General features: G+C 73.6%; 18 protein-coding genes. 9 read left to right on the top strand and 9 right to left on the bottom strand.

The genetic code is table 11. The annotated features are described in order from the left end of the window. The first annotated feature begins 22 nt into the window (after positions 1 to 22). The 4 genes from speB (at position 23) to ACVW2K_RS19085 (ending at position 5319) form a co-directional block, all read left to right on the top strand. Positions 23 to 1024: an agmatinase gene (speB, locus tag ACVW2K_RS19100; protein ID WP_457203603.1), complete on the top strand. Its 1002-nt coding sequence runs from the start codon at positions 23 to 25 to the stop codon at positions 1022 to 1024. Further along, a complete protein-coding gene (locus ACVW2K_RS19095) occupies positions 1021 to 2601 on the top strand; it encodes an amidohydrolase (RefSeq protein WP_457203602.1) in 1581 nt (526 codons plus the stop codon). The genes speB and ACVW2K_RS19095 overlap by 4 nt, the downstream gene beginning before the upstream one ends. Positions 2602 to 2672: 71 nt before the next feature. Further along, entirely contained in the window at positions 2673 to 4106 is a 1434-nt protein-coding gene (locus ACVW2K_RS19090; RefSeq protein ID WP_457203601.1) for a gamma-aminobutyraldehyde dehydrogenase, read from the top strand. Further along, positions 4099 to 5319 carry a saccharopine dehydrogenase family protein gene (locus tag ACVW2K_RS19085; protein WP_457203600.1) on the top strand — a complete coding sequence of 407 codons (1221 nt, stop codon included), beginning with the start codon at positions 4099 to 4101 and terminating at the stop codon, positions 5317 to 5319. Before ACVW2K_RS19090 ends, ACVW2K_RS19085 begins: the two co-directional genes overlap by 8 nt. Before the next feature lie 161 nt (positions 5320 to 5480). Here the strand turns inward: ACVW2K_RS19085 and ACVW2K_RS19080 are convergent, their stop codons facing one another. Together ACVW2K_RS19080 and ACVW2K_RS19075 are read right to left on the bottom strand one after the other, a co-directional pair. Next, the gene (locus ACVW2K_RS19080) at positions 5481 to 5699 is read right to left on the bottom strand and encodes a hypothetical protein (protein WP_028636103.1); all 219 of its coding nucleotides are present in this window, start codon (positions 5697 to 5699) and stop codon (positions 5481 to 5483) included. Between the two features lie 113 nt (positions 5700 to 5812). Then, a complete protein-coding gene (locus ACVW2K_RS19075; RefSeq protein ID WP_197025222.1) occupies positions 5813 to 7090 on the bottom strand; it encodes a polysaccharide deacetylase family protein in 1278 nt (425 codons plus the stop codon). Between the two features lie 117 nt (positions 7091 to 7207). On the opposite strand from ACVW2K_RS19075, the gene ACVW2K_RS19070 reads away from it, so the two are divergent. Together ACVW2K_RS19070 and ACVW2K_RS19065 are read left to right on the top strand one after the other, a co-directional pair. Beyond that, entirely contained in the window at positions 7208 to 7963 is a 756-nt protein-coding gene (locus ACVW2K_RS19070) for a histidine phosphatase family protein (RefSeq protein WP_028636102.1), read from the top strand. Further along, positions 7953 to 8825 carry an ADP-dependent NAD(P)H-hydrate dehydratase gene (locus tag ACVW2K_RS19065; protein WP_457203599.1) on the top strand — a complete coding sequence of 291 codons (873 nt, stop codon included), beginning with the start codon at positions 7953 to 7955 and terminating at the stop codon, positions 8823 to 8825. The genes ACVW2K_RS19070 and ACVW2K_RS19065 overlap by 11 nt, the downstream gene beginning before the upstream one ends. 26 nt (positions 8826 to 8851) lie before the next feature. Here ACVW2K_RS19065 and ACVW2K_RS19060 read toward each other — a convergent pair whose 3' ends face one another. Genes ACVW2K_RS19060 through ACVW2K_RS19050 form a run of 3 tightly spaced genes read right to left on the bottom strand, consistent with a single transcriptional unit; the run spans position 8852 to position 10478 of the window. Continuing rightward, positions 8852 to 9418 carry a DUF3618 domain-containing protein gene (locus ACVW2K_RS19060; protein ID WP_457203598.1) on the bottom strand — a complete coding sequence of 189 codons (567 nt, stop codon included), beginning with the start codon at positions 9416 to 9418 and terminating at the stop codon, positions 8852 to 8854. Beyond that, on the bottom strand, positions 9394 to 9798 hold the full coding sequence (locus ACVW2K_RS19055) for a phage holin family protein (RefSeq protein WP_457203597.1): 405 nt from the start codon (positions 9796 to 9798) through the stop codon (positions 9394 to 9396). The genes ACVW2K_RS19060 and ACVW2K_RS19055 overlap by 25 nt, the downstream gene beginning before the upstream one ends. Continuing rightward, positions 9795 to 10478, bottom strand: a complete 684-nt coding sequence (locus ACVW2K_RS19050; protein WP_457203596.1) for a hypothetical protein — start codon at positions 10476 to 10478, stop codon at positions 9795 to 9797. The genes ACVW2K_RS19055 and ACVW2K_RS19050 overlap by 4 nt, the downstream gene beginning before the upstream one ends. 161 nt (positions 10479 to 10639) lie before the next feature. Between ACVW2K_RS19050 and ACVW2K_RS19045 the strand changes: the two genes are divergently transcribed. The 3 genes from ACVW2K_RS19045 to ACVW2K_RS19035 all read left to right on the top strand — a co-directional run bounded on the left by ACVW2K_RS19045 (position 10640) and on the right by ACVW2K_RS19035 (position 16318). Next, the gene (locus tag ACVW2K_RS19045; protein WP_457203595.1) at positions 10640 to 11131 is read left to right on the top strand and encodes a hypothetical protein; all 492 of its coding nucleotides are present in this window, start codon (positions 10640 to 10642) and stop codon (positions 11129 to 11131) included. Further along, the gene (locus ACVW2K_RS19040; protein ID WP_457203594.1) at positions 11014 to 14154 is read left to right on the top strand and encodes an ATP-binding cassette domain-containing protein; all 3141 of its coding nucleotides are present in this window, start codon (positions 11014 to 11016) and stop codon (positions 14152 to 14154) included. The genes ACVW2K_RS19045 and ACVW2K_RS19040 overlap by 118 nt, the downstream gene beginning before the upstream one ends. 136 nt (positions 14155 to 14290) lie before the next feature. Further along, the gene (locus ACVW2K_RS19035) at positions 14291 to 16318 is read left to right on the top strand and encodes a hypothetical protein (RefSeq protein WP_457203593.1); all 2028 of its coding nucleotides are present in this window, start codon (positions 14291 to 14293) and stop codon (positions 16316 to 16318) included. A gap of 72 nt (positions 16319 to 16390) precedes the next feature. On the opposite strand, the gene ACVW2K_RS19030 is transcribed toward ACVW2K_RS19035, so the two are convergent. The 4 genes from ACVW2K_RS19030 to gabT all read right to left on the bottom strand — a co-directional run bounded on the left by ACVW2K_RS19030 (position 16391) and on the right by gabT (position 21370). Then, a complete protein-coding gene (locus ACVW2K_RS19030) occupies positions 16391 to 16840 on the bottom strand; it encodes a nuclear transport factor 2 family protein (protein ID WP_457203592.1) in 450 nt (149 codons plus the stop codon). Then, positions 16837 to 18624, bottom strand: a complete 1788-nt coding sequence (locus tag ACVW2K_RS19025; RefSeq protein WP_457203591.1) for an N-acyl-D-amino-acid deacylase family protein — start codon at positions 18622 to 18624, stop codon at positions 16837 to 16839. The genes ACVW2K_RS19030 and ACVW2K_RS19025 overlap by 4 nt, the downstream gene beginning before the upstream one ends. Before the next feature lie 34 nt (positions 18625 to 18658). Beyond that, positions 18659 to 19912 (bottom strand): cation:proton antiporter domain-containing protein, encoded by a 1254-nt coding sequence (locus ACVW2K_RS19020; protein WP_028636094.1) that lies wholly within the window; start codon positions 19910 to 19912, stop codon positions 18659 to 18661. Between the two features lie 111 nt (positions 19913 to 20023). Further along, positions 20024 to 21370: a 4-aminobutyrate--2-oxoglutarate transaminase gene (gene gabT / locus ACVW2K_RS19015; RefSeq protein WP_457203590.1), complete on the bottom strand. Its 1347-nt coding sequence runs from the start codon at positions 21368 to 21370 to the stop codon at positions 20024 to 20026. Positions 21371 to 21404 lie beyond the last annotated feature (34 nt).

Below are 21404 nucleotides of genomic sequence, written 5' to 3'. Positions count from 1 at the left end.
ATCGACGTGACAGGATGTGCGCATGACACGGTACGGCGCGCAGTTCGGCCCCGACATCACCTTCCTCGGGGTCGACCCCGTCGACCTCGACGACGCCGAGGCGCTGGCGGGCGCGGACGTGGTGGTCGTGGGTGCGCCGTTCGACGGCGGTACGTCGCACCGGCCCGGCACCCGCTTCGGGCCGATGGCGATCCGGCAGACCGACTACCTCCCGCAGGACGGCTCCCGCCCGCACCTCGCGCTGCGCGTCGACGCGCTCCGGGACCTCCGCGTCGTGGACGCCGGCGATGTCGAGATGCCGCCCGGTGAGATCGAGCGCGCGCTCGGCGCCCTCGAGCAGGCGGTCTACCGGGTCTCCGCCGCGGGCGCGATCCCGCTGGTCCTGGGCGGCGACCACTCGATCGCGCTGCCCGACGCGACCGGCGTCGCCCGCCACCACGGCTACGGCAAGGTCTCGATGATCCACTTCGACGCGCACGCCGACACCGGTGACATCGAGTTCGGCTCGCTCTACGGCCACGGCCAGCCGATGCGCCGGCTGATCGAGTCCGGCGCGCTGCGCGGGGACCGCTTCCTCCAGATGGGCCTGCGCGGCTACTGGCCCGGCCCCGAGACGCTCGACTGGATGGCCGAGCAGGACATGCGCTCCTACGAGATGACCGAGATCGGCAAGCGCGGCCTCGACGCCTGCCTCGACGAGGCGTTCGAGATCGCGCTGGACGAGTGCGACGCCGTCTTCCTCTCGGTGGACATCGACGTCTGCGACCCGGGCCACGCACCGGGGACGGGTACGCCGGAGCCGGGTGGGCTCTCCAGCCGCCAGCTGCTCGACGCCGTACGCCGGATCTGCCGCGAGCTCCCGGTCGCCGGCATCGACGTGGTCGAGGTGTCGCCGCCGTACGACCACGCCGAGATCACGGCGTACCTCGCGAACCGCGTCTGCCTCGAGGCCCTGTCCGGGCTGGCTGCCCGCAGGCACGGCATCTCCCACGACCCGGCGGGCCCGCTGCTGGAGGGCCGATGAGCATCCTCTTCCGGGCCGGTGCCGTCTTCGACGGCCGCCGCCACCTCGGTCGCGCCGACGTCCTCGTGGAGGACGGCCGGATCGTCGCGGTCGGCGAGGGGCTGTCCGGCGACGAGGTCGTCGACGCCCCCTTCGTCTCGCCCGGGTTCACCGACGCGCACGTGCACCCGATCCAGGGCGGCCTCGAACGGCTGCGCTGCGACCTGTCGGAGCCCGAGACCCGCCAGGAGTACCTCCGCGCGATCAGGGAGTACGCCGACAGCCACCCCGACGTCGAGTGGATCCTCGGTGGCGGCTGGGCGATGCCGGCGTTCCCGGGCGGCACGCCGACCGCGGCCGACCTCGACGGTGTGGTGGCGGACCGGCCGGTGTTCCTGCCCAACCGCGACCACCACGGCGCGTGGGTCAACAGCCGAGCGCTCGAGATCGCGGGCATCGACGAGCACACGCCCGACCCGCCGGACGGCCGCATCGAGCGCGACGCCGACGGCCGGCCGAGCGGCACCCTGCACGAGGGCGCGACCGCGCTGGTGTCGCGCCACCTCCCGCGCACGACCGGGGAGGACTACTACGCCGCGCTGATGGCCGGGCAGTCCTACCTGCACTCGGTCGGCGTCACGTCCTGGCAGGACGCGATCGTCGGCGCCTACTCCGGCATGGACGACCCGGCCTCGACGTACCAGACCGCGGCTGCCAACGGCGACCTGAGGTCGTACGTCGTCGGCGCGCTCTGGTGGGAGCGGCGGCTCGGCGTCGAGCAGGTCGCCGACCTGGTCGGCCGCCGGGAGACGATGAGCAGCGGACGGTTCCGCGCGACGACCGTGAAGATCATGCAGGACGGCGTCGCCGAGAACTACACGGCCGCGATGCTCACGCCGTACCTCGACCGGTGCGGCCACCCGACCGACAACAGCGGTCACTCGTTCCTGACCGCCGAGGCGATCCGCGACGCCGTGCAGGCGCTCGACGCTGCCGGGTTCCAGGTGCACGTGCACGCGATCGGCGACCGCGGCGTGCGCGAGGCGCTCGACGCGTTCGAGGGCACGTCTCCCGAGCGGAGGCACCACGTCGCGCACCTCCAGGTGGTGCACCCCGACGACGTACGCCGGTTCGCCGGGCTCGGCGTCGCCGCGAACCTGCAGATGCTCTGGGCCTGCCTCGACGAGCAGATGGCCGAGCTGACGATCCCGTTCCTCGGGGCGGAGCGGAGCCGCTGGCAGTACCCGTTCGGCGACCTCGCCCGCGCGGGCGCGCGGCTGGTGGCCGGTAGCGACTGGCCGGTCAGCACCCCGGACCCGCTCCAGGCGATCCAGGTCGCGGTGACCCGGCTCGAGCCGGGAGCCGGTGCCGCGCCGTTCCTGCCCGAGCAGGCGCTGACGCTCGAGCAGGCGTTCACGGCCTACACCTCGGGGTCGGCGTGGGCGAACCACCGTGACGACGCGGGCACCGTCTCGCCCGGGGCGGTCGCGGACCTCGTCGTGCTCGATCGCGACCCGTTCGCCGGGGCGTCCGAGGACACCGGATCCGCGCGCGTGGTGTCCACCTGGATCGACGGAAGTGCTGTCTACGAGGCCTGAATCAACGAAATCCGCGCGCGAACGCCGCGAACCCCTACAGATTCCGTTGCGGCATCACTAGGCTCGCCCGCATGGCCGACCAGACCTTCAAGAACGTCATCAACGGAGAGCTCGTCGACAGCGTGTCGGGGGAGACCTACGACATCGTCGACCCGACCACCGGCGAGGTGTACGCGCAGGCGCCCAAGTCGGGTGACGAGGACGTCGACCGGGCGTACGCCGCGGCCGCGGCGGCGTTCGAGTCATGGGGGAGCAGCACGCCCAGGGAGCGGTCGGAGGCGATGCTGAGGATCGCCGACGCGATCGAGTCCCGGGTCGACGAGATCAACGCCGTCGAGTGCAGGGACACGGGCAAGCCAGTCCAGATCACGCTCGACGAGGAGATGCCGTACGCCTCCGACCACTTCCGGTTCTTCGCCGGCGCGTCCCGGATCCTGGAGGGGCGGTCCGCGGGCGAGTACATGGCCGACCACACCTCGTGGGTCCGCCGCGAGCCGGTCGGCGTCGTCGGGCAGGTGACGCCGTGGAACTACCCGCTGCTGATGATGATCTGGAAGATCGCCCCGGCGCTCGCCGGCGGCAACACCATCGTCCTCAAGCCGAGCGACACGACGCCGGCGAGCTCCACGCTGCTCGCCGAGCTCGCCCAGGAGTTCCTGCCGCCCGGCGTCCTCAACGTGGTGACCGGTGACCGCGACACCGGCCGCGCGCTGGTCGCCCACAAGACCCCGCAGATGGTCGCGATCACCGGCTCGGTGCGCGCGGGCATGGAGGTCGCGGAGGCGGCCTCCCACGACCTCAAGCGCGTCCACCTGGAGCTGGGTGGCAAGGCCCCGGTGATCGTCTTCGACGACGCCGACATCGAGAAGGCCGCCGAGGGCATCGCCGGCGCGGGCCTGTTCAACGCCGGCCAGGACTGCACCGCCGCGACCCGGGTGCTCGTGGGCCCGGGCATCCACGACGAGTTCGTCTCCGCGCTCACCGCGGCCGCGAAGGGAATGCCGACCGGCATGCCCGACGACGAGAGCACCTACTACGGCCCGCTCAACAACCAGAACCAGCTGGACCGCGTCTCCGGCATGGTCGACCGGCTGCCCGACCACGCGAGCGTGCAGACGGGCGGGTCCCGCAAGGGCGACCGCGGCTACTTCTACGAGCCGACCGTGCTGTCCGGCCTGAAGCAGGACGACGAGCAGATCCAGACCGAGATCTTCGGCCCGGTGATGACCGTGCAGAGGTTCAGCGACGAGGCCGAGGCGCTCCGCTGGGCGAACGGCGTGGAGTACGGCCTCTCCTCCAGCGTCTGGACCAGGGACCACGCCCGCGCGATGCGGATGTCGCGCGGCCTGGACTTCGGCGTCGTCTGGATCAACACCCACATCCCGTTCATCAGCGAGATGCCGCACGGCGGGTTCAAGCACTCCGGCTACGGCAAGGACCTGTCCATGTACGGGCTCGAGGACTACACCCGGATCAAGCACGTGATGTCGTACATCGGTGAGTGATCCGATGCGGATCCTGCTCGTCGGTGCCGGCGGTGTCGGGTCGGCGTTCTGCGCGATCGCCGCTCGTCGCGACTTCTTCGAGGTGATCGTGATCGCCGACTACGACGAGTCGCGTGCCGAGAAGGCGGCCGCCGAGGACGAGAGGTACCTCGGCGCCCAGGTCGATGCCTCCTCGGCCGACTCGGTGGCGGCGCTGTGCCGCGAGCACCGGATCACGCACGTGATGAACGCGGTCGACCCGGTCTTCGACATGTCCGTCTTCGACGGCGCGTTCGCCGCCGGCGCGGACTACCTCGACATGGCGATGTCGCTGTCGCGGCCGCACCCGACCTCGCCGTACGAGAAGACCGGCGTGAAGCTCGGTGACGAGCAGTTCGCGGTCGCCTCCGACTGGGAGGCGGCCGGCCGACTCGCGCTCGTCGGCATCGGCGTCGAGCCGGGCCTGTCCGACGTGTTCGCGAGGTACGCCGCCGACCACCTGTTCAGCGAGATCGACGAGCTCGGCACCCGCGACGGGGCGAACCTGGTCGTGACCGACGACGACGGCAACGAGATCTTCGCGCCGTCGTTCTCGATGTGGACCACGATCGAGGAGTGCCTCAACCCGCCCGTCATCTGGCAGGACGGGGAGTGGTTCACGACGCCGCCGTTCTCCGAGCCGGAGGTCTTCGACTTCCCGGAGGGCATCGGCCCCGTCGAGTGCGTGAACGTCGAGCACGAGGAGGTCCTCCTCATGCCGCGCTGGGTGGAGTGCAGGCGCGCGACGTTCAAGTACGGCCTCGGCGACGAGTTCATCAACATCCTCAAGGTGCTGCACACCCTCGGTCTCGACTCGACGGAGAAGGTGCGGGTGAAGGGCGTCGAGGTGTCACCGCGTGACGTGGTCGCGGCCGTGCTGCCGGACCCGGCCACGGTCGGGCCGCGGATGACGGGCAAGACCTGTGCGGGCCTGTGGGTCACCGGCCGTGGCAAGGACGGCGCCGCGAGGTCGACGTACCTCTACCACGTGGTCGACAACGAGTGGACGATGCGCGAGTACGGGCACCAGTGCGTCGTCTGGCAGACCGCGATCAACCCGGTGGTGGCGCTCGAGCTGCTGTCCCGCGGGACCTGGCAGGGCGCCGGCGTCCTCGGCCCGGAGGCCTTCGACGCGGTCCCGTTCCTCGAGCTGCTCACCGAGTACGGCAGCCCGTGGGGGATGAAGGAGCTCTAGCAGAGCCGGCCGGCGGCGAGCTCGACCTCGAGCTCGACGCCGAGGCGCTTACGCGCCGAGCCCGCACGAGCGGATGCCGGAACCACGCGTCGCCGCCGGCTCCGGGCACGAGGAGCAGGGTCGTCACGGCAGGTTGACCGCCGGGCGACCCACTCGTCGTCCTACAGCTTGGCCATCTTGCTGTAGGGGCTGGTGATGCGCACCTTCTGTGAGCGGAAGTCGACCGTCACGGCCGCCGCCTCGAGTTGGATGACGCGACCCATGCCGTAGGAGTCGTGGGAGACCAGGTCGTCGACCGCGTAGACCTCGATCGTCGGCTCGGGCTTGGGCTGGAAGGGGCTGCTGGCCAGGTGTCGGCGTACCCCGGGCGAAGTTGTCATCGGCTCCAGTATCGCAGGCCTTCGGCTGTCCGGCGCAATTGTTGCGATACCGGTGTGGATCCGATTCTGCTCCGTCGTCGCGCGCGTGCGTCCTCCGGAGCCGATCGGGTCGTTCAGAAGATCGGCCGCACCCTCACGTCCGGCCAGCGCACGCGCGCCACCGCGGCCCGCGCGGCCTCGAGCCACGTCCGGCCGGACGGCTCGATCGTCAGGGTCGCCGACGAGGCGCCGGCGGCGTGCAGGGCGACCTCGCGTCCACGAGCCGTGGCGGGGACGCTCACCGTGCCGACGCCGTGCCGGGAGAACGCCGGCACCGTGATCCGCGCCGGGCCGAGGTCGCTCCGGACGACGACCCGGGTCGGCCGGTCCCGGGGGCGGTCCAGGTGCACCGCCACGGTGGCGGCCACAGGCACCAGGGGAGAGGCCGTGACGGTCGCATCCACGACCGAGACGACGGGCGGCGGGTCGTCGTCGACGACCCGGACCACGGTGCCGGCGAAGACCGTGACGTCCTCCGGTCTCTCGTCGGCGCGGTCCTGCGGGGCCCGGAACCAGAGGTGCGCGACCTGACGGCCGGCCGCGACCTCCACGCTCCCTGCCGCCGTGTGCACCCGGGTGGCCCGGGTCGTCGGCCGGTCCAGCCGGACGGTGAGCCGCACCCGGTCGCCCTCCGTGATCCGGCGCCGATCCGGGGAGACCGAGATGACCGGGACCGGCGCGGCCGGCTCACCGTGGGCGTCGAGCGAGGCGAAGCAGTAGCCCCGCTGCTGCAGGGTCGCGATCTCGTGCGGCAGCGCCCGCACCGTGGCCGGGGAGTTGGTGACACCGTCGTGCTGGAGCACGACGTTGATGCGGTGCCGCCGCACGTGACCGACGACGCCGTTCGCGATCCGGCGCGGCGACAGCCCGGTCCAGTCGCGCGAGTCGATGGTCCACAGCGTCGGCACCAGGCCCAGGCCCGCCATCACCCGCCGGACCCGGTCGTCCACGGCGCCGTACGGCGGGCGCGCGAGGTCGGTCGGCTGCACGCCCGCGTCGAGGAGCGCGTGTCGGGTGGTGACGAGGGCGTGCCGGGCCTCCGCAGGCGTCTGTGTGGTGAGGTCGGTGTGCGCCCAGGTGTGGTTGCCGATCGCGAACCCGGCGCGGTCGACGAGCCGCACCAGCTCGGGGTGTGCGGCGACCCGGTCGCCCACCATGAAGAAGGTCGCGGGCACGTCCAGCCGCACCAGCAGCCGCACCACACGCGGGGTCACCGACGCGAGCGGTCCGTCGTCGAACGTCAGCGCCACCAGCCCGCGCGAGCACGGGCGCGCCGGCGCAGCCGTCGCAGGAGCCGGCACCAGCACGGCAGCGACCAGTGCCACGAGCAGTGCCACGAGCACGAGACGCACCCTCACGAGGGTCTGACGCCCCGGCGCGGCGCACGGTTGTCGTCGCTGTCATCCGACGTCACAGGAGCGTGACGCTGGTGATGTTCCCGGGCGCGGCGCGGTGGGTACACGCCGGTCGTGGTAGCCCCCCGATGGACGAACGGCCCCGCGAGCCTGACGCTCGTCCGGCACGGCGAGAGTGTCGGCAACCTCGCGGACGGACGCGCCCGCGAGGCCGCGGCCGAGGTGCTGGACCTCGACGAGCGGGACGCCGACGTCGAGCTGTCGCCGGCCGGCCGCGACCAGGCCGCCGCCCTCGCGACCTGGCTCGAGGAGAAGGCGCCCGACGACTGGCGGCCGACGATCGCGCTGGCCTCGCCGTACCGCCGGGCCGCGGAGACCGCCCAGCACGCCCTGCGCCCGGTCGGCCTCGAGGCGGTCCTCGACGAGCGGCTGCGGGAGCGCGACCTCGGGGTCTTCGACGGACTGACCGGCGCGGGCATCCGGGCCCGCCACCCCGACGAGGCCAAGCGCCGGACGAAGGTCGGGAAGTTCTACTACCAGCCGCCGTCCGGTGAGAGCTGGGCCGACGTGGTGATGCGTGTGCGGAGCCTGCTCACCGACCTGCGGCACGGGTACGACGGCGAGCGGCTGTGGCTGTTCACGCACCAGGCGGTGATCATGGCGTTCCGCTACGCCCTCGAGCGGCTCGACGAGAAGGAGCTGCTCGACATCGACCGGACCACGCCGATCCCGAACGCGTCGTTCACCAGGTTCTGCCGCGACGGCGACCGCTTCGAGCTCGACGTCTTCGCTGACGCGCGGGCGATCGACGACCTCGACGCGCCGGTGACCCACGAGGACCCGCAGCGCGGGCGGGGCCATGACCACTGAGCTGCTCACGGCGGGAGCCCTGCGCGACTGGCCGCTGCCCGACGCCTCGGGCGGCAAGGAGTCGCGCGGGCAGCTGCTCGTGCTGGGCGGCACCCGGACGACGCCGGGCGCGGTGCTGCTCGCGGGGGAGGCCGCGCTGCGTGCCGGAGCCGGCAAGCTCGCCCTCGCCACCACGGCGACCACGGCCGGCCCGCTCGGCGTCGCGGTCCCGGAGGCGCAGGTCGTCGGCCTGGACGAGGACGACGACGGCAACGTCGCGCCCGGCTCGGCGGGGGTCGTCGTCGACCGGGCCGGCCCCGCTGCCGCAGTGCTCGTCGGCCCGGGCTTCGGGGACCCCGACGCCGCGGTCGCGCTCCTGCGCCGCGTGCTGCCGCACCTCGACCTGCCCGTCGTGCTCGATGCGGTCGCGTCGGCGTACCTGACGGAGGATCCCGACGGCCTGGCCCACCTGTCGGGTCGCGCGGTGCTCACCGTCAACGTCTCCGAGCTCGCGCGCACCGCCGGCGTCGAGGGGTCCCGCGTCGAGCGCGACGTGGCCGACGTCGCCGTCCAGGTCGCCCGGCGGAGCGGCGTGGTCGTGCTGTGCGGCGGCGAGGGCAAGTGCATCGCGGCGCCCGACGGCCGCACGTGGGGTGTGGACGGGGGTGGGCCCGGTCTCGGGGTGTCCGGGTCCGGCGACGTGCAGGCCGGCATCGTCGCGGGACTGCTGGCTCGCGGGGCCGAGCCCGCTCAGGCAGCCGCCTGGGGCGGCTATGTGCACGCCCGGGTGGGCGAGCGGCTGGCGGCCGCGGTCGCCACGGTCGGCTACCTCGCGCGAGAGCTGCCGGCACAGGTGCCGGCAGCGCTCGCGGAGATCGGCTGACCTCAGCCCGACCTGGGTCCCTGTCGTCAGTCGCCCTGCGCGTCCGAGCGCACCGAGTCGACGGCCGAGCCGCTCTCGGACCGGATGCGCTCCGCGCCGCCGGTGGCGGTGTCCCTGACCTCCTGGACGGCGTCGCCCGCCGAGGCGCCGACCTGCTGGACCACGTCCTGGCCGGCTGCCTTGGCCTCGTCGAGGAGCGGGGCCGCCTTCTCCTTCGCGGTGTCGACGGCCCGGGCTGCGGCCCGGGCCTCCGCATCGGCAGCGGGGACGAGCGAGGCGAGCACCATGCCCGCTCCGAAGGCCACCAGGCCGGCCGCGAGCGGCGAGCCCTCCACCTTGTCCTGCATCGCGCCGACCGCGTCCTTGGCGGACCCGGCGGCGGACCCCGCCGAGCCGGCTGTCGTCGTGCGGACGTCGTGGGCGGTGCCCATCACCCGCGAGCGCACGCTGCTCAGGCGGCTGCGGGCGGCGGCCTTGCGGCGCTCGATGATCGCCGTCGGGCTCACCCGTTCCTGGAGCGCGTCGACGTCCGCCGTCAACGCCTCCCTGGTCTCGGCGATGTTGCTGCTCAGCTCTTCTGTGCTCTGACCCATGCCGCGTCCTCCTTGAGTGTCTGCTGCGTGGTCGGTAGCTGGGGGTTGCTCTCCCGGAGCGCCTTGCGGCCGGTGAGCGCGAGGATGCCGGCAACGGCGGCCCAGATCAGGGTGACGATCAGGAACGCGAGCTCCACGGGCATCCAGTTCTCGAGCAGGTAGACCACCGCGAACGTGGCCGAGACCAGGAGCAGGTGCCCGGCGACGCCGGCGCCGCCGAGCAGGCCCGCGCCCTTGCCGGCGCGCGCGGCCTCCTGCTTCAGCTCGGTGCGGGCCAGCTCCAGCTCCTGCTTGACCAGCGTCGTCAGGTCCTGGGACAGGTCGCCCACGATCTCCCCGAGGCTGCGCTGGTCCATCTGGCGGGGGGTCGGGTCGCTCACGAGCCAGCACCCTCTGCGCCGGGTACGCCGACCGGCTGGCCGGGGACCGGGATGGGCGCCGTCGGCGAGGCCGCCGGCGGCGGCAACGGCGGCGTCGTCGTGACCGCCCCGGTGGAGCGCGCCCCGCCGGTCGGCGCCGTCGCCGGCGGCGTGACGGGCGTCGTCGGCGTCGGAGCGCTGGGCGCGGCCGGAGCGAGGCTGGCCGCCGCCGCGCCGTCGGCGGCGCCACGGAACAGCCGTCCGGCGACCACGCCCGCCGCGAGGGCGCCGAGCAGGAACGTCCCCGGCCGGCGCCGCGCGAAGTCGCGCGCGTCATCGAGGAGCTGGCGCGGCTCCCGGCTCTCGAGCTGCGCACCCAGGCTCCGGGCCCGCTCGGCGACCTCGTGCGCCAGGTTGCTCGCCAGCCCGGAGCTCGGGGACTGTGACGCCATCTGCTCCAGGTCGTCGCCGAAGGTGCGGAGCGTGCCGGACAACCGGTCGCGCTGGGTGGTCGCCTGCTCGCCGAGCTGGCTGCCGACCTGGTCCACGGCGTCGCCCATCACGGAACGAGCCTGGTCGGCGGCCGTGGCCGCGACGTTCGTCGCCTCTTCCTTCGCGACGCCCGCCACGTGTCGCCCTTCGTCGGCGGCCGTCGACGCTGTCTCCTTGGCGCGCTCGGTGGCGCCGGTGTTCGTCGTCATGTGCCCTCCCATGGGTCGGATAGAGCGCAGTAGCCAGTCGTGCCCACCGCACTCTCACCCGGACGGGCGTGATTGGATCCCAGCAGACCGGCCAGAGCGTTCCCGCCGCACGGAAATGGGGGGACGGGCGTCGGTGCCGCGACATAGCGTCGTACCTCGCCATGACTGCCACCGATCTCGACGCCCAGCGCCCCGTCGGCACCCCGCCCCGGGTCACGCCGCCTGCGGAGCGCACCGTGGACTGGCGCCGGCTGCGCAGCCCGGTCGCGACCGTGGCACTGGTCGCCTGCGCGATCGCGGCGGTCGGCACGTCGCTGGGGTCGCTCGTCGCGGGCCACCTGGCCGAGGACGCCACGAGCCAGCTCGTGGAGCTGCTGGCACTCTGCGTGGTCGGCGCGGCGGTGCTCGACACCGGGGCACGCACGTTGTGGGCGGGCGTCGTCGATCGCGCCGAGGGGCGGCTGCGCGCCGACCTGCTCGACGCCGCGTTGCACCCCAGCCGCTCGCGACGCTCACGGAGCAGGCCGTCGGCGAGGTGCTCGACCGGGTCGACGACGACACCCACGAGGTCGGCACGCTGCTGCGCCAGAGCGCCTGGCTCGCGATCCGGACGCTGCTCGCCTCCGGCCCGCTCTGGGTGGTGGCCAGCGTGACCTGGTGGCCGGCGTTCTTCCTCTTCCCGCTCGCGGGCCTGGCCGCCCTGCTGACCGTCCGCCCGCTGCTGCCCCAGCTCTCCGCCCGCAAGGTGGAGGAGGAGGCGGCGTGGACCGATCACGCCGCCGCGCTGGAGGAGGGCATCGCCGGGCGTGACGACGTGCGCACCAGCCTCGGCCGCGCGCACGTCCTGCGGCGGTGCACGGCGCTGGCGGCCGAGGTGAACCGCCGCTTCGCCGTCGTGGTCGGCCTCGAGGCACGCATCAGCCGCCGCACGGGCACCCTCCTGCACGGCGTCCTCGCGGCCACCGCGCTCGTCGGCGTCGCGCTGGTCGCCGACGGCGACCTGGACACCGCGTCGCTGGTGACCCTGTACCTCGTCACGACCATGTTCGTCGGCCAGGTGGACAACCTGGCCCGGCACCTGCCCGACCTCCAGGCCGGCTTCGGTGCGGTGCTGCGGCTGCGCAGCCTCCTCGGGGGCGAGCGGGAGCCGGTCGGCGGGTCGGAGCTGCCCGACGGCCGGCTCGACGTGCAGTTCCACGACCTCCACTTCGCGTACGTCGAGGGCCGGTTCGCCCTCGAGCACGTCGACCTCAACGTCCCGGCGGGGACCACCTGCGCGCTGGTCGGCCGCACCGGCTCCGGCAAGTCGACGCTGGCGTCGCTGCTCTCGCGGGCAGTCGAGCCGGAGCGCGGCTCGGTGTTCCTGGGGGGCGTCGACGTCCTCGACCTGGACCTGCAGAAGCTGCGCTCCTCGGTGGGCGTCGTGACCCAGCGCACCGAGATCCTGGCGGGCACGCTCGCCGAGAACATCACGTTGTTCGAGCCGGTCCCGCGCGCCGAGGTCGAGGCCGCCGTCGCCGAGCTCGGGCTGGACGCCTGGGTCGCCGGTCTGCGAGACGGCCTGGACACCCTGCTGGGTCCCGGCGGCACCACGCTGTCGTCGGGCGAGGAGCAGCTGGTCGCCTTCGCCCGGCTGCTCGTGCGGCACGTCCGCGTGGTGGTGCTCGATGAGGCCACGGCGCGGATGGACCCGGTCACCGAGGGCCACGTGGTCCGCGCGGCCGAGCGGCTGCTCGCCGGGCGCACCGGGATCCTGGTCGCGCACCGGCTCTCGACCACCGAGCGGGCCGAGCAGGTCGCCGTGCTCGACGGCGGCCGCGTCGTGCAGCTCGGTCTGCGGGCGGTGCTCGCCGCGGAGCCCGGCCCGTTCCGGGACCTTCTCGAGGCATCCGCCGAGGACGGGGTCGTCCGCCCCGTCGACGAGTCGGCGGACCGGAGCGTCGGCACCGCCCGGCGTACCGGTGAGCCACCCGCGCCGCCCCGGCTGCGCGACATCCCGGGGCTGGCGCGCGCGACGTACTCCGCCCTGGTCGTCGAGCCCCGCTGGGGGCTGGTGAGCGTCGCGCTCTTCCTCTTCTCGGTGCTGACCGGTGCGCTGGGTGCTGTGAGCGGCTGGATCTGGGGCCACCTCGTGGTGGCGCTCCAGCGCGGCGAGACCCCGACGGTCCTCACTGCGGCGCTCGTCGTGTCGCTGCTGACCTCGCCCCTGCTGCTCGCCGAGGCGATCCGCCGCTACCCGCGCTGGTGGGTCTCGGTGATGCTGCGCGTCCGCACCTCGGTCCTCGCCGGCCAGACCGCCCAGCACCGCCTCGAGCGCACGCCCGCCGGCGAGGTGGTCGCCCGGACGATGGACGCCGACCGGCTGGCCCGGTACGCCGACCGCTGGGTCGACTTCGTCAACGGCCTGCTGATCGCGGTCGTGACCGCGATCCTCGCGCGGAGCCTGCTGGCCGGCGGCGTGCTCCTCGGGGTGATGGTCGCGTCGTCGCTGGCGTCGTCGCTCGGTCGCCGGGTGGCCGGCCGCTCCGCCGCGGCGTCGGCCGCCGCGCGCGCCGGGTTCGGCCGCTCCCTGGTCTCCGCCCTCGACTCGGTGCGCACCGTGAAGCTCGCCGCCTCGACCCCCAGCGTGCACGCCCACCTGAGCCGGGTCGACGGAGGTCGCGTCGACGCGGCGGTCCGTGAGCACCGGGTCCAGGCACTGCTCGACGGCGTCCCGATCGTGATGGTCCAGTGCGGCGTGGTGACCGCGTGGGCGGTCCTGGTCGGTGGCGGTTGGGGCCTGGCCACCGCGCTGCTGGTCGCCGGGGCGGTCAACGGGTTCGACTGGTTCGGCCGGGTCGCCGGCTCGGTGATCACCGAGGCCCCGGGCACGCGCGCCTGGATGCAGACCACCAGCCGGCTCGCGGGGGGTGGCGACCTGATGGAGCTGCCGGCCGATGTCGACCTCGTCACGGGCGCCTCGCCCGCGCCCGAGCCCGGGGTCCGCGACCCGCTGCGCACGCTGGAGCTGCGCGGCCTCACGGCGGTCCACGACGACGGCACGATCGGCGTCAGCGACGTCGACCTGACCGTCGGGTCCCGGGAGCTGGTGCTGCTGCTCGGCCAGGTCGGCTCGGGCAAGTCGAGCCTCCTGTCCGCTCTCGCCGGCCTGGTCTCCAGCCACGGCCAGATCCGCTGGAACGACGAGGCGGTCGCGGACCCGCAGACGTTCCTGCGGCCCGGGCGCGTCGCCCACGTCGCCCAGGTGCCGAGGGTGATGTCGGGGACGTTCGCCGACAACGTCAGCCTCGATCATCCCGATCGCGCCGTCGTCCCGTCCCTCGAGACCGCGCGGCTGACGCCCGACGTCGAGGCGGCGGGCGGGCCGGACGCGCTGGTCGGGCACCGCGGGGTGCGGCTGTCCGGGGGACAGGTGCAGCGCCTCGCCCTCGCCCGCGGGCTCGCGTGCGAGGCCGAGCTGCTGCTGGCCGACGACGTGTCCTCGGCGCTCGACGCCGCGACCGAGGTCGAGCTCTGGACCGCGCTGCGCGAGCGCGGCGCAACCGTGGTCGGCGCGACCTCGAAGCGCGCGGCGCTGGTCCAGGCCGACCGGGTCGTCGTGCTCGTCGAGGGCAGGGTCGCCGCGGTCGGCCCGTGGACCGAGCTGTCGGCGTCCTGGGGGCATCTCGCGGGCTAGCGCGAGCCGGATCGAGCTCCTCCGCTGCCGCCCAGAGCGCCGCCCAGCAACCGCTCGATCGGGTCGGCGCCGCTGCCGACGCGCGAGGGCCGCGAGCGGTTACGGTGTGCCCCTCATCTCGGACACGGGGGTCCTCATGCGTCGTACCTTGCTCGCGCTCGCCGTCCTCGCCGCCGCGCTCGTCGCGGCACCCGCCACCGCAGGACCGCCGCCGGGCCGCCCGTCGGGGCCGGCCGCCCGACCGCTGGCCGTGACCCAGGTCCGGACGGTCCACCTGATCACCGGCGACACCGTGCTGCTGACGACCCGCGCGGACGGCTCGCGGGTGTCGCGGATCGTGTCGGGACCGCACCTCGGCGGGCAGGTGATGCACGGGGACGTCGGGACCTCGAGCTACCTCGTGCCCCGGCTGCCGGCGGCGCTCCGGTCGAAGCTCGACCCGTCGCTCTACGACGTCACGCGCCTCGCGCGGCTCCACGGGTCGCGAGTCCCGGTGGTGGTGACGCTGCGGGACGACGCGGCGCCACGTGCCCGCAGCGCCGCCGGCGACGCGCTGCACCTGCGGCGTACGTCCTCGGGCACGGTGCTCGGGTCCTACTCTGCGGCCGGTGTGCAGGCCGCCGACCTCCAGGCGGTCCGCTCAGTGCGGCTCGCCGGGGCAGCGACGACCCACACCGCCTCCCGTGCCCGGCACACGCTGACGATCGAGCTCCACAGCGGCGGCGGCAACCCGGTCGGGTACGCCGACGTGCTCCTGATGGACCTCGACGATCCCGCGTTCGGCGGCTTCCTCACGACCGGCGCCGACGGCACCGTCACGGCGAAGGTTCCCGAGGGCAGGTACGTGCTCGTCGCCTCGACGTTCAGCGCGGTGCTGCTCCCGCCAGAGTTCGCCGTGACCGACGACAGCACCGTGTCGCTGAACCTGGCGGACGCGACCGCACGGCCCCACGTCTCGATGCCCGGCCACCGGGTGGTCGAGGCGGACCTGACCATCAGCGCCGAGGTCGGCGACTCCAACGGCTACTCGTTCGGATTCTCCGGGAAGCACTTCTTCACGCGCGTGCAACCGGTCGCCGCGCAGCCGACCTACGGCACCGTGCACACGGGTGTCGCCGCCCAGCTGGTCCGGACGGGCAGCGGACCTGCCCGCACCGCGCACCGGCTCGCGGTGACCGCCGACGTCGCCGACGGGGTCCCGGCCGACTTGACCTTCGTGCACCACCACGACGACTTCGCGCGCGTGGTCCAGGAGTTCTACGCCAACGGCCCCGCGGGCCGCCGACCCACGTTCGTGGAGGTCGGGACGTCGGACCTGGGCCTGTCCGGTAGCCAGTTTTTCGAGACGCGGGTGCCCGGCCGGCGGGTGCTGCTCCTCCAGGCCTCGCGGGAGCTGTCCTACACGCAGGTCGTCATGCCCCTGATGACCCGGCGCCACGAGAACCTCACCCAGCTGATCGACGTCCACCGCTATCCCCGTGCCGGGCACACCTACCGGACCGTCTTCGCCCACGGCCCGGTCGGACCGGGCGCGGAGGGGTCGAGCCCGTTCGCGCTCACCGGGCGCTACCGCAACGTGCTGTACGGCCAGCTCCCGCTGTTCTCCGGGGCCGGGTCGGAGATGCTCGGCTTCGTGCCGGACGAGGACGGTGAGTGGGCGCTCCGGCAGGACGGCCGGGTGATCGCGGACGGAACGGGCCTGATCTCCTACGCCGTCGAGGTTCCCCGGGACCGGCGGACCTTCGAGCTGACCGCCGTCTCGCACCCGAGCGCCCGCACCTGGACGCTCTCGACGAACGTCGAGGACGTGTGGACCTTCCACTCGGCGCACGGCGCTGCCCGCCAGCCGATCCTGACGCCGTCGTACGTGCCGCCGTCGACGCTGGCGGGGTACGTCGCCCCGGGCCGCACCACGTTCGGCCTCTCGTTCAGCACGCCGGCCCGCGACCAGCATGTCGCCCGCGCCACCGTCGAGGTGTCGACCGACGGCGTGCACTGGCGGGACGCGCGCGTCGTCCGGACCTCGACGGACTCGTTCCGGGTGCGGTACGCCACCCCGCGTGCCCTCGGCGACCGGGGGACGATGAGCATCCGGGTCACGGGTCGCGACCGGCACGGCAACGCCGTGCGGGAGACCGCGCTGGACGTGTACCGCCTGCGCTAGACGGACCTCGGCCGTCGTCCCCGGCCCGCCGGCCGGGCACGGCCACGTGCACGTCGGCCGTCCGGTGGGCGCCTACAGCTCCCCGCTCGCGTCGTACACCCAGCTGGTGTCGGCGGTGGCGAGCCCCTCGACCCAGGAGGCCGGCGCGGCGCTCATGATCGCGCCGTAGTCCCAGTAGTCCTTCCAGAGGCACACGCGGCCGTCGCGCACCCGGTGGACGGTCACGAACGGCAGCGTCACGACCTCGCCCGAGGCGAACGTCCACGTCTCGGAGTGCTCGTACATCACGTCCGCGCCCTGGGCGACGAGCACGCCGTCGTGGTTCTCGTACGCCGCGAGATCGCCCCAGCCGACCTCGAGCCGCTTGGCGATGTCCACCGGGCCTCGGGCGGCCAGGGTCGGGCCGACCGGCACGTCCAGGTAGACGCAGTCCTCGGTCACCCACTCCGCGATGCCGTCGTAGTCCCGCTCGGACAGCGTCCGCCAGAGGCCCCGGACGGCCTCCTCCGGGGTCCGGCTCACGAGGCCGCCTCGACGGCCGGAGCCGGTACGGCAGCGCCGTCGCGCCCGGCCCGCAGGAACTGCCCGGTCCGCTCACGCCCGAGCAGCGCCGTCGGCTCGCCGTCCTCAACGACCCGACGCCCGCTGACGAACACGGCGGGGACGGCGGCGTCGTTGCGGTTCACCATCCGCGACAGCCCGCCGTACTGCTCGACCGGAGCCTCGTGGTACTCCTCCAGCGCGGCGTCGAGGCGGTCGGGGTCCAGCACCACGAGGTCCGCCCGGTCGCCGACGCGCAGCGTGCCCGCGTCGATCCGGTACCACTCGCCGAGCTCCCCGGTGAGCCGGTGCACGGCCTGCTCGACGCTCATGAACGGCGTGCCCGCGGCGTCGGCGTCGCGGACGTGCTTGAGCAGCCGCAGCCCGAAGTTGTAGAACGCCATGTTCCGCAGGTGTGCCCCGGCGTCGGAGAACCCGACCTGGATGCCCGGGTCCCGCGCGAGCTTGCGCAGCACCGCCGGCCGGTGGTTGCTGATCGTCGTGCGCCAGCGGATCGCCGTCCCGTGCTCGAGCACCAGGTCCAAGAAGGCGTCCACCGGGTGCTTGCCGCCGCGCTCGACACCGACCTGGCCGAACGACTTGCCCACCACGGAGCCGTCCGGGCAGGCGACGATCTCGGCGTCGAAGAAGTCCCGGTGCCAGACCCGGGGGCCGTACTTGCTCTCGTAGTCCTTGCGGAACTGCCGGCGGTACGCGGGATCGCGCATCAGCTCGTCGCGGGCCAGCTTCTCCTGCAGGTGCAGGGCGGCGGCTCCGGAGCCGAACTCCTCGAAGATCACCAGGTCGATGCCGTCGGCGTACACCTCGAACGGCACGGGCAGGTGCTGCCAGCGGAAGTCGGCGCCGAGCCGGTTCACGACCCGGGCGAGCGGCCGCATCAGGTGGATCACGAACGGGATCGCCTTGATGTCCGCGGCGGACAGCAGGCTGGTGCGCAGGGCCGGCCGGCCGAACCAGCCGATCGAGCCGACGGCCTGGGTGATGATCGTGTGCGGGTGGCTCGCGTCCGGCCCCGCTTGGAGCGCCCGGCGCCGGCGGCGGAGGATCGAGCGCAGCCCGCGCATCTCCTTGCCCTTCGCGTACGTCAAGGGCAGCGTGCGCGAGCGGCACAGGTCGCCGTCGATCTTGTCGAAGAGCAGCTGCTGGGCCGACATGCCGACGAACCCCGCGTCCAGCGCCTCGGCCAGCATCCTCTCCATCCGGGCCCGCTCGCGGCGGCTGGGCCGCACCTCCTTGCGGGTCGCGCGGTCCAGGCCCATGGTCGCGGTGCGCATGTCGGAGTGCCCGATGAACGCGGCCAGGTTCGGTCCGAGGGGCAGCGACTCCAGCGCGGCGGCGTACTCCTCGGCGCTCGACCAGGTCCGGTGCTCGTCGACGGCGCGGATCACGTGCTGGCGGGGGATCGCCTCGACCCTCCCGAACAGGTCGCCGGCGTCGACGCCACCGACGTGCACGGTCGACAGCGAGCACGACCCCAGCAGCAGCGTGGTCACCCCGTGCCGCACCGACTCGGCCAGCCCGGGGCCGTCGAGCACCTCGACGTCGTAGTGCGTGTGGATGTCGACGAGCCCCGGGATCACCCACTTCCCGGCCGCGTCGACCACCTCGGGGCAGCCCGTCGCGTCGAGCTCCTCGCTGGTGACGGCCACGACGTGGCCGTCCCGGATGCCGAGGTTGCGGACCGCGGACGCCGCGCCCGTCCCGTCGAACCAGCGGCCGCCCTTGATGATCGCGTCGAAGGTCATGCCTCGGAATGGAACCGGTTCCAGTTGACACGCGTCAAGAGCGGGAGCTTTCGAGTCTCCTCATCACCGGCGCGGCGAGCGCGCCGTGCACGAAGACGGACAGCACGATCGCGAACGACACCGTCGACCACATCCAGTCGGTGGCCAGGCCCTCGGCCTCCCCGCCGGCGTACGCGAGGTAGTAGATCGAGCCGATCCCGCGCACCCCGAAGAAGGCCACCGTCCGCCGCTCATCAGGCTCGAGGCAGCCGTGCAGCCCGACCGTCCCGGCGAGCGGCCGCACGACGAGGACCAGTGCGACCGCGATCGCGACGCCCTTCCAGTCCAGGCTCCCGAAGAGGCCGCGGGTCGTCGCGATCCCGAGCACCAGCAGCACGAACAGCGTCAGCAGCCGCTCCAGGCGCTCGGCGACCTCGTGCATCGCCGCGTGGTAGTCGTGGGAGCGCTCGGCGGAGCGGAAGGTCATCGCGCACGCGAAGACCGACAGGAAGCCGTAGCCGCCGACGACCTGGCCCACGCCGTACGCCGACACGAGCGCCGCGAGCGCCATCAGGGACTCGCCGCGCTCGGCCACCCGCAGCGACGCGCTGCTCGAGCGGAACGCCGCGTACGCCAACACCCGGCCGACGAGGATGCCGGCGAGTACGCCGAGGAGGACCTTGCCGACGAGGTACCAGCCCACCCACTCGAGCACCCAGCCGGACAGGGCGCCGTGGGTCGCGAGCAGGATCGCGGCGTACACGAACGGGAAGGCCAGGCCGTCGTTCAACCCGGCCTCGGAGGTGAGCGTGAACCGCACCTCGTCGTCCTCGTCGACCTCATGGTCCCCGGTCTGCGGCCCGGCCACCTGGACATCGGAGGCGAGCACCGGGTCGGTGGGCGACAGCACCGCGCCGAGGAGCACCGCGGCCGCGGCCGGGAGCCCGGCCGCCCAGCCGAGGAGGCCGATCGCGCCGATCGTCAGCGGCATGCTGATGCCGAGCAGGCGCCAGGTGGCGCCCCAGCGCCGCCACGACGCCCAGCGGCGGACCTCCAGCGGCCGGTCGAGCGCCAGGCCGACCCCCATCAGCGCGACCAGCACGACCAGCTCGGTGACGTGCTCGATCGTGGCCCGGTTCGCCTGGGGGTCGAGCGGCATCCCGTCGGGGAGCGGGGTCAGGCCCAGCAGCAGTCCGACGGTGACCAGCACCATCGGCGCCGACACCGCCCAGCGGTCCAGGAGCGCGGGGAGCACGATCGCCAGCAGGAGGCTCGCGCCGGCGACGAGGTAGACGAGGTCGGCGGTCACGGGCGCGTGGTACCCGATGCCTGCGGTTCCGCACCTCGTCACCGCCCCGGAATGACAGGAGCGTGAACGCGGTCAGACCCGGGTCGCGGCCGGCGGGGAGGGGTGGACCGGTCAGCCGGCCGTCGCCGCGAACGCCTCCGCCACGACGTCGAACCCCTCGTCGAGCAGCTCGTCGCCGATCGAGAGCGGAGGGAGGAACCGGAACACGTTGCCCCAAGTGCCGCAGGTCAGGGTGACCACGCCGTTGCGGTGGCAGTACGCCGAGACCGCCGCGGTCCGGACCGGGTCCGGCTCCGTGGTGCCCGGCCTGCAGAGCTCGATCGCCATCATCGCGCCACGGCCCCGGATGTCCGCGACCACGTCGTGCTCGGCCCGCAGGTCCGCCAGCCGCTTCTCCATGCGGGCACCGATCTCGCGGGCGCGGGCGCCGAGGTCGTGCCGGCGCATCTCCTCGATCGCGCCGAGGCCGGCGGCGCAGGCGACGGGGTTGCCGCCGTACGTGCCGCCGAGACCGCCGACGTGCACGGAGTCCATCAGCTCGGCGCGCCCGGTGACGGCGGCGAGCGGCAGGCCCCCGGCGATGCCCTTCGCGGTCGTCACCAGGTCCGGCACGACCGCCTCGTGGTCGACGGCGAACCAGTCGCCGGTGCGACAGAAGCCGGACTGGATCTCGTCGGCGACGAACACCACGCCGTTCTCCTTCGCCCAGGCGGCGAGCGCGGGCAGGAACCCCGGCGCCGGTACGACGAAGCCGCCCTCGCCCTGGATCGGCTCGATGACCAGGCAGGCGAGGTTCTGGGCGCCGACCTGCTTGTCGAGCACGTCGATCGCGCGGGCCGCGGCCTGCTCGCCGGTCAGCCCGTCACGCAGCGGGTACGACATCGGCGCGCGGTAGACCTCGCCGGCGAACGGGCCGAAGCCGTTCTTGTACGGCATGTTCTTCGCGGTCATCGCCATCGTCAGGTTGGTGCGGCCGTGGTACGCGTGGTCGAAGACCGCCACCGCGTCGCGTCCGGTGGCCACGCGCGCGATCTTCACGGCGTTCTCGACGGCCTCGGCGCCCGAGTTGAACAGGGCGCTCTTCTTCGCGTGGTCGCCGGGGGTGAGCTCGGCGAGCGCGGCGCACACGTCCACGTAGCCGTCGTACGGCGTGATCATGAAGCAGGTGTGGGTGAACGCCTCGACCTGCGCGGTGACGTTCCGGACCACCGCCGGTGCCGCGTTGCCGACCGAGGTCACGGCGATGCCGGACCCGAGGTCGATCAGCGAGTTCCCGTCCACGTCGACGAGGACGCCGCCCCCGGCCGCGACCACGAACACCGGCAGCATCGTGCCGACGCCGTCCGCGACGTGCGCCTTCTTGCGGTCCAGGCGCTCCAGCGAGCCGGGGCCCGGGATCTCGGTGACGAGGCGGCGCTCCTGGGGGAGCGAGGGCCCGCCAACAGCAGATTCGGTCATGCATCGAAGCCTCTCACGAGTGGTTCCGTTCCCG

Source organism: Nocardioides sp. HB32 (assembly GCF_054058995.1).
This window is presented reverse-complemented; position numbering and strand designations above follow the sequence as displayed.